Genomic DNA, 7,480 nt, shown 5'->3' with positions numbered 1-7,480 from the left:
GAAGGGCGACGGCCCGGACGGCGACCCGCTCAAGTGCAAGCTGGCCCGCCTGCACGGCTTGTGGGTGGACCGCGACGGCAGCGTGTTCATCGGCGACAGCGAGGCGCACCGCGTGCGTGTGGTGCGGGCGAAGTAGCTGCTCCCGCGGCTACACATCACAAATCTGCACCGCCTGGCTCAGCGACTTGAGCGCGTCGGGCCGTTTCGGGATGAACTCCTGCGCGACGTGACCCTTGTAGCCGGTCTCGGCGATGGCCTTCATGATCGCCGGGTAGTGGAGTTCCTGCGTGTCGTCAATCTCGTTGCGACCGGGCACGCCGCCGGTGTGGTAGTGCGCGATGTAGTCCTTGAACTGCCGGATTCGCGTGATGACGTCGCCCTCCATGATCTGCATGTGGTAGATGTCATAGAGGAGCTTGAAGCGCTCGGAGCCGATGCGCTTGCAGAGGGCGACGCCCCACTCCGTGTGGTCGCACTGGTAGTCCTTGTGATTCACCCGGCTGTTGAGCAGCTCCATCACGATCGTCACGTTCGCCTTCTCGGCCGCGGCCATGATGCGCTTGAGTCCGAGCGCGCAGTTCTCGAGGCCCTTCTCGTCGTCGAGCTTGTCGCGGTTGCCGGAGAAGCAGATGAGGTTCGTGAAGCCCGCGCCCGCGACTTCCTTGATGCGCTGCTCGTAGGCGACGACGAGCCGGTCGTGGTGCTCGACGCGATTCCACGCCCTGCTGATGCCGCCGAGGCCGTCCACGACCGGGTTGCTCACCATCGCGCACACAAGCCCGTGTTTCTTGAGCGTCGCGAAGTCCGGCGGGTTCAGCAGCTCGACGGATTGCAGGCCCATGTCCTTGCCCGCCCTGCACAAGTCCTCGAGGCTCACCCGTGGGTAGCACCACTTGCAGACGGAGTGGTTGATGCGGCCCTTGAGCGCGGCGTCCGCAGCGCCAAGGCGCATCGCGAGCGCGCTCACGGCGGCGGCGGCGGCGGCTGTTCCGGCGAGGCGCGAGACGGCGGCGCGGCGGTTGATCGATGAAGTCATGAGTCCGTGGAGTTGAAGTGACTTGGGGGCGGTGAGATGGCTGGCTCGAATACACCCCACCGGCGGCGACCCGTCAAAGAGAAACTCCTCGGCCCCGCGCCGCGCCGGCTCAGTGGCAGCCGCAACTCGACGAGCAGCACGAGTCGAAGTCCTCCTTCGTCGGCACGCGGCCGAGTTCGATCGTCTTCTGCACGTAGCCGAGAAGCTCGTCCTGCAATTTGCCGATCTCCTGCTGCGCGTCGAGGAACTCCATCGCGACCGTGCTCTTCATCACGCCTTCGCGCAGCGCCTCGAACTGCCCCGCCTCCTCGGGCGTGATGGACAGCCCGGCGTTCTGCTTTTGCTGCAGCATGGCGCTGCGCTCGCTGAGCATCTGGTATTGGAACTTCGCGGACTCGTCGTTCATGAAGGCGCCCACTTTGCGTCGAAGATCGGAAAAGTCGGGCCGCGCGAGCAACGCCTCGCACAGTTCGGCGATTTTCTGCTGCACGGCGTCGGTCGGCGCGGGGGCAGGGGGGGCGGTGTCCGCCGGGGCCAATGGAGTTTCCATGTTCGTGTGGTGCGCCAAGACCCGCCGCAGTCGCGCGGCCGGTTCGGCGTGCGGGCGACGGTAGCACCCGCCCCGCGACAAGCAAGCGCCGCGAACTGCCGTCGGAATGCTCGTGCGCCTATCGCGGCTTGGTCACGACGATGCGGTCCACCTCGGCGCCCGTGTCGTCGATCTGCCGCAGCAGGAACTTCTGCCGGTCGACCTCGACAAGCGAAAACGAGTGGCGGTCGGCGATGAACTTCGCCGTGAACGGCACCCAGTTTCCCGGCGCGTTCACCTTCCACGCCTCCGGGTCGTCTGTGTAGTCCGGATCGTAAAGCCGTGCGCCGCCGCCGCCGGTCACGATGTAGAGAATGCCGTCGGGTTGCGTCACCGTGGTGCCGTCGAACTTCTCATCGAGCTTGAACGTGCCGTCCACGCGACCGCGCGTGGTGGGCCTGGCCGTGGCGGGTGCGAATCGCAGCGGCTTCGATCGCTGGTAATTGTGGACGTGTCCCGCGAAGACGACGTCCACGCCGCACGCCTCAAACAACGGCGCGAGCACGCGCATCTTCTGTTCGTTGTAGTGCGCCCACGAGGAGTGGAAGCCCGGGTGATGGAAGAACACGAACTTCCACGGCTGCTTCGTTGAGCGCAGGTCGTTCTCGATCCACTTGAGCAGCGTGGCGTTCGTGTAGTTGGCGTAGCGGTTGGCGTCGAGCGCGAGGAAATGCGCCGGGCCGTTGTCGAACGAGTAGAAACCGAGCGCCGGCCACGCGGGGCCGGCGGCCTGGCGGAAAGCCGCGTTCTGCGCCGCGGTTCCGCCGACGGGCGTTGCCCACGGACCGGGCCCAGGGCCGTTGGTGGGCGCGTGGAAGTAGTAAAACGCGGCGAAGCCGTCCGGCACGCGGGCGATGTTCGAGGCGCCGATGTCGTGGTTGCCGAGCACGGCATGGAAGACGGTGGACTGCATGAGCGGCGCGCCGAGCTTGGGGTCGGGCGCCGCGGTGTTGTTGTAGGGGCCCCAGAAGTTCGTGAGGTATTCCGCCACGCGCCCGCGCGAGTAAACGATGTCGCCGACGATGAGCATCGACCCGGGGTTCACCCTCGACATCTCGTAAGCCAGCCGCCGCTGCCCGGGAGTGCCCGCGGCCGTGTCGCCCACGACGATGAAGCGCGCGGGATTCTCCGGCGACGAGCGGGTGCGGAACGATGCCTCGCGCAACACGTCGCCACCCTGCTTGACCCGGTAGTGGATGGTCGTGTCGAATGGCAGGTCCGCAAGCGTCGCGGAGTAGCGAAAGTGGTGCTGGTTGGTTTGCGTGTCGAGCGCCGTGCGGATGTGCGCCGCCGACTGGCCATAGCGAGTGGTCGGGCCAAACTCCACCGTGAACTGCCCGGGCTTCTGGTCCGTGAACCACGTGATCACCTTGCTGTCGCGCCCGTCGAGCGTGGAGCCGTGCCCGGGCTGCACGTAGGGTTTGATGAGGACGGTCTGCGCCGGCATCGGAACAGCCAGTGCAAGCAGGAGCCCAAGGGAAAGGAGGGGAAGTCTCATGGATTCAAGGCTCCTGCCCGGACGAAGCCGGTTCGGGCGTATTCAACCGCGCGATGGAATCGGGAGCGCGCGCCCCAACTACCTCGCCGGCCCCTTCAAGTGCCGGTGCAGGAAGTCGTAGGTGCCGACGCCGTTGATCGTGTGCGGCCCGTTGAAATACTCGATCTCCGTTCGCTGCGGGATGCCCAGATAGCCGTAGAGCCGGCGAATCTTCGCGTATTCGTAGGCGACGAATTCATCGTAGCCCACGCCGTCGTTGTGGCCGCGCTCGACCATGAACGGCCGCGGCGCGATCAACGCGCCCATCTCCGCGTAGTTGAACGTCCCGCCGAGGTTCCACTCGAAGATCTCGTATTCCCCGGTGAACATGTAGCTGAACGGCCAGTCCACCGTCGCGTTCTTCTTCACCCACTCGTTGAAGTCCGCCGAGCAAATCGAAAGCGCATAGCGGTCCAGCAGCGCGGGCACGCGCATCGCCGTCTTGCCGCCGTAACTCAGCCCGTAAAAGCCGATGCGCTGCGGGTCCACGAACGGCTGGCTGCCGAGCCAGTCGAGGATGCGCTCGTGCTGCGCGAGGATGACCGAGAAGAGCGACGCGCCGAGCGGGTTGGCCTTGCGCTGAAGCGTGCGGAAGGCGTCGCGCCCGCGATACGGGTTGTGCGGCGCGAACACCACGAAGCCGCGCTCCGCGAGCTTCGCGGAGAACGCCTTGTAGGACGCGAAGCCCGGATGCTTCGGGTCGTCCGTGATCGTGTCGTGCGGAACCCCTTCGAGCCCGTGCTGCGTCACGATGACCGGGCGCCGCTCGCCCGGCTTCAGATCCTTCGGCACCAGCAGCACGCCCCACGCGTAAACTCCGGGCCACACTCCGAGCGTCACCTCGTGGCCCGTCCACGTCGGGCTGTCGTAAGCAGGACGCGAGCGCGCGTTCACCGGCACGTTCGCCACGGGCAGGCGGCCGATCGCGTCGTCCCACATCCGGCGCTGATATTCCTTCATCGCGGCCGCCCACGCGTCCGGCGTGGTTGGCTTGACCTTGCTCCACAGATACGCGGTGCGGGTCTTCTCGCAGAGCGCGAGCAGCCGCTGCGTGTGGGCTTCGAGCTGCCTGACCGTGCGTTCCTGGCGCTCGTCCGGGCTGAAATTCGGGCGAAGATCCGTCGGCAAAGTCGCCGCGATTTTCGCCGCGGCGCGGTTCACGCCAAGATCGCTCAGGAACTGGCCGATCGTCGTCTCGTGCATTGGCTGAATCGGAGTGTAGGAGCGACCCGGCATGAGTCGCACGACCGCATTGGTCACCTTCCGCGCGCGCGACACTTCCGCCTCCACGGAGGCGAATTCCGGCGTTGCAACCTTCCCCGGCGCCGCGCCCGCGTTGCGCCCCGCCTTCGGCGCGGGCGGACCGTCAATCTTGGGCGGCGCGCTGTATTCAACCACGAGTGGACGCGGCGCGATGAGGCTCGCGATCTCCGCATCGCCAAATTCGCGCAACAGACGCCACACGTTTCGATAAATGGGCTCCTGCCACAGCCCCTGGCGCGATTCGAAGTAGCCGCTCACGTGCGCCGCATCAATGCGCGTGTCGAGCGCGGCCGAGTAGAACGCGATCAAGCCACCCTCTCCGTAGCCTGCGACGCCGACCTTGGACTTTTGACCCCGGACTTTGGACTCCTCCCCGGCGAACCAATCCACTGCCGCCATCACTTTCTGCACCTCGTAGCCGATGACGTGCCGGCCAAGCTCGAATGCCTGCCGGTAAATCCACTCGCGATGCGGCTGGTTCGTGAAGCGGTTCAGCGCCGCGCTGCCCGCGTGCGTGTCCTTGCGGTCCACGAGCGTCATCACGAGCACCTGGCAGCCGTTTTCGGCGAGCCGGCGGGCGAATTGCGACTCGGCCGGCACGCCCGGCGCGAGCCCGGTGACCTGTTCCGGCGTCTGGTCGGCGTCCGGCAGCGCCACGATGCGCGCGATCCGCGGGCCCTTGGGCTCAAGCAGCAGGCCCTCGGCGAACACGCCCTCGAACACCGGCCACCGCACGGCGAATGCGGTGAACGTGTCCGTCTCGGCGACCTTCGCCGGGCTCGCGGTGCTGCTGACGTATTCGAGCGCGGTGATGGGCAGCCGCTTGTCCACGGCGCCGATGTATTCGCGAAATCGCTCGCGATTCGGTGCGACGGATTTTTCGTAGGCCTCGCGCGAGGAAGCGTCTCGCTTCCAGAAGTTCGTGCGCGCGGCGACGGCCTTCTCCGTCTCGCTCAGCAGGAAGGCGTCGATGCCCGCGACCATCTGCGCCGAGAGGTCGCCCTGCAACGTGAGCGGCTGTGTGCCGGGCAGCGGGGCGGCTTGCTGGGAAAGCGCGGGCGAAGCTCCGCTGAGACACAGCACGCCCGTGAGCAGCAAGCCGCACGTGTTGCGACAAAAAATGTGAAGCAGGTCATTCATTGATGGCGCGAGCGTAGGGAACTCCCGGCAGCAGCACAAGGCGGCTCACCGTGGCACGACATTCCAATGTCGAGCTACGGCCGCCCCGCCGGAACCTCGTGGCGAGCCAGCGCCTGCCGGAGCGACGCGTAAAGTTGCCCGGTCCATGCCGGGCGCGGGCACACCGTAACAGGAAGGTCGCGGGCGAAAGAAAGCGGACGCGCACAGGGCAACGCCACGCGCGATCCACACAGCCCACGCGCGTTCCGATCTCATGACACTGCGCGCCCGGCAGTTCGGGCGCAGGACCGCCTGCGGGATGTCGGCCTCGCTCGTGTGACCGGACTGGCTCGCTACCGATCGAGCCTATTTCCCGAAACGCTCCGCCACGAAGTCCCAGTCGATGACGTTGAAGAACGCCGCGACGTAGTCGGCGCGCTTGTTCTGATACTTGAGGTAGTAGGCATGCTCCCACACGTCCACCCCGAGCAGCGGCATGCGGCCGGCCGTGAGCGGCGAGTCCTGATTCGCCGTCGCCTCGATGCGCAATTCTTTCTTGTCGTCCACTGAGAGCCATGCCCAGCCGCTGCCGAACTGCCCCATCGCCGACGCGGTGAACGCCTCTCTGAACTTGTCGAATCCGCCGAACTTCTTCTCCATCGCCGACGCGAGCGCTCCCTTGGGCTGGCCGCCGCCGCCCTTCTTCATCATCCGCCAGAAGAGCGTGTGATTGAGGTGGCCGCCGCCGTGGTTGCGGAGCGCGGTGCGGATGTTCTCCGGCGCGGTGGCAAGCCCCCGCACAATGTCCTCGACGGATTTCTTCGCGAGGTCGGTGCCGGCGACGGCGCGGTTTAACCCGGCGACGTAAGCGGCGTGATGCCGGCCGTGGTGGATGCCCATCGTGGCCGCGTCAATGTGCGGCTCGAGCGCGTCATTCGCGTAAGGCAGCGGCGCGAGCGTGAATGGGCCGGTGGGCGCGGGCGCCTGCGCGAGCGCGTCGGTGAAAGTGGCGGCGGCGGCGAGCGCGGCCGTGGCGGCGGAGGCGGTCTTCAGTGCGGTGCGGCGGGTGATCATGAGGTTGAAGGGTTGGTTGTTCTGTTGCCTCGCGGAATCTATCAGGGGTCCGACGTGGCGGAAGGCAAAAGAGCGGACGCGATTCCTTGACGCGCGCGACGCGCGGGTGCTCAAAGGGGACATGAATTCCCGGACCGCCCTCGTGCTCGCCATCGCCCTGCTTGCGACAAACGCCACGGTGCTGCCGGCGGCAGAGGCGGCGTTGTCCGCGCCATCGAAGCGCGCCTTCGGCCCCATTCATCCGCGCGTCGCGCCCGATGGCTCGCGCATCGCCGTGTCGTATCAAGGCGCGATTTGCACGCTGCCCGCGGAGGGTGGCGTGCTCACGCGGCTGACGACCGCGCCGGGTTGGGATGTCGAGCCCGCGTGGTCGCCGGATACGCAGCGCATCGCGTTCGTGAACGCGGGCAACTTCACCGCAGGCGAACTTCAAATCATCGCGGCGGCTGACGGCAAGCCTGCGCGTCCGCCGCAGGGCGCCCGGCGGCGCGGAACACGTGGGCTCGCACTTCGCGACCGCGCGCAAGGTCTATCAAGCCATCGCGCGCGGTGATTACGTGTTCCCCACGCCGTGAAGTCTGCCGAAGTCGCCCGGAACTTCGCGGTCAGTTCGCGCGCGATTTCAGCCAGTGTTCGACTTCCGCCCGCGCCGGGATGCTCGCCTGCGCGCCGCGCCGGGTGACTGCGATGGCGGCTGCGGCGCAACCGAATCGCGCCGCCTCCCGCGGCGTCGCGCCCTCAACCAGTTTCACGACGAAGGCTCCGATGAACGTGTCGCCCGCTCCCACGGTGTCCACGGCCGTGACCTTGAAACCTGCGATGTGACCGGCGAACGAAGGCGTGTCGAGCCACGCGCCGCCCG

The 7,480-nt window shown here is 66.9% G+C and carries 8 protein-coding genes; 2 read left to right on the top strand and 6 right to left on the bottom strand.

Features of this window, described 5'->3' with window-relative positions; translation table 11 throughout:
• A partial coding sequence (locus tag FJ386_14615; GenBank protein ID MBM3877922.1) for a hypothetical protein occupies window positions 1-136 on the top strand: 136 nt, incomplete at its 5' end.
• A gap of 12 nt (window positions 137-148) precedes the next feature.
• Here the strand turns inward: FJ386_14615 and FJ386_14610 are convergent.
• From FJ386_14610 to FJ386_14590, 5 genes are all read right to left on the bottom strand, one after another.
• Window positions 149-1,036, bottom strand: coding sequence for a TIM barrel protein (locus FJ386_14610; GenBank protein ID MBM3877921.1), 888 nt, complete (start codon window positions 1,034-1,036; stop codon window positions 149-151).
• Window positions 1,037-1,145: 109 nt separating this feature from the next.
• Window positions 1,146-1,586 carry a YlbF family regulator gene (locus tag FJ386_14605; protein ID MBM3877920.1) on the bottom strand — a complete coding sequence of 147 codons (441 nt, stop codon included), beginning with the start codon at window positions 1,584-1,586 and terminating at the stop codon, window positions 1,146-1,148.
• A gap of 118 nt (window positions 1,587-1,704) precedes the next feature.
• Window positions 1,705-3,123: a metallophosphoesterase family protein gene (locus tag FJ386_14600; protein ID MBM3877919.1), complete on the bottom strand. Its 1,419-nt coding sequence runs from the start codon at window positions 3,121-3,123 to the stop codon at window positions 1,705-1,707.
• A gap of 78 nt (window positions 3,124-3,201) precedes the next feature.
• Window positions 3,202-5,565 carry a hypothetical protein gene (locus FJ386_14595; protein ID MBM3877918.1) on the bottom strand — a complete coding sequence of 788 codons (2,364 nt, stop codon included), beginning with the start codon at window positions 5,563-5,565 and terminating at the stop codon, window positions 3,202-3,204.
• A gap of 345 nt (window positions 5,566-5,910) precedes the next feature.
• A complete protein-coding gene (locus FJ386_14590) occupies window positions 5,911-6,618 on the bottom strand; it encodes a superoxide dismutase (GenBank protein ID MBM3877917.1) in 708 nt (235 codons plus the stop codon).
• Here FJ386_14590 and FJ386_14585 point away from each other — a divergent pair.
• Entirely contained in the window at window positions 6,617-7,171 is a 555-nt protein-coding gene (locus tag FJ386_14585) for a hypothetical protein (protein MBM3877916.1), read from the top strand. The two genes, FJ386_14590 and FJ386_14585, sit on opposite strands and share 2 nt — an antisense overlap.
• Before the next feature lie 52 nt (window positions 7,172-7,223).
• Here the strand turns inward: FJ386_14585 and FJ386_14580 are convergent.
• On the bottom strand, window positions 7,224-7,480 hold a 257-nt coding region (locus tag FJ386_14580), incomplete at its 5' end, for a ribokinase (protein MBM3877915.1).

The organism is Verrucomicrobiota bacterium (assembly GCA_016871675.1).
In the GTDB taxonomy this organism is placed as follows: Bacteria; Verrucomicrobiota; Verrucomicrobiia; order Limisphaerales; family VHCN01; genus VHCN01.
The sequence above is the reverse complement of the archived record's forward strand: the minus strand, read 5'-3'. Positions and strand labels throughout refer to the sequence as shown.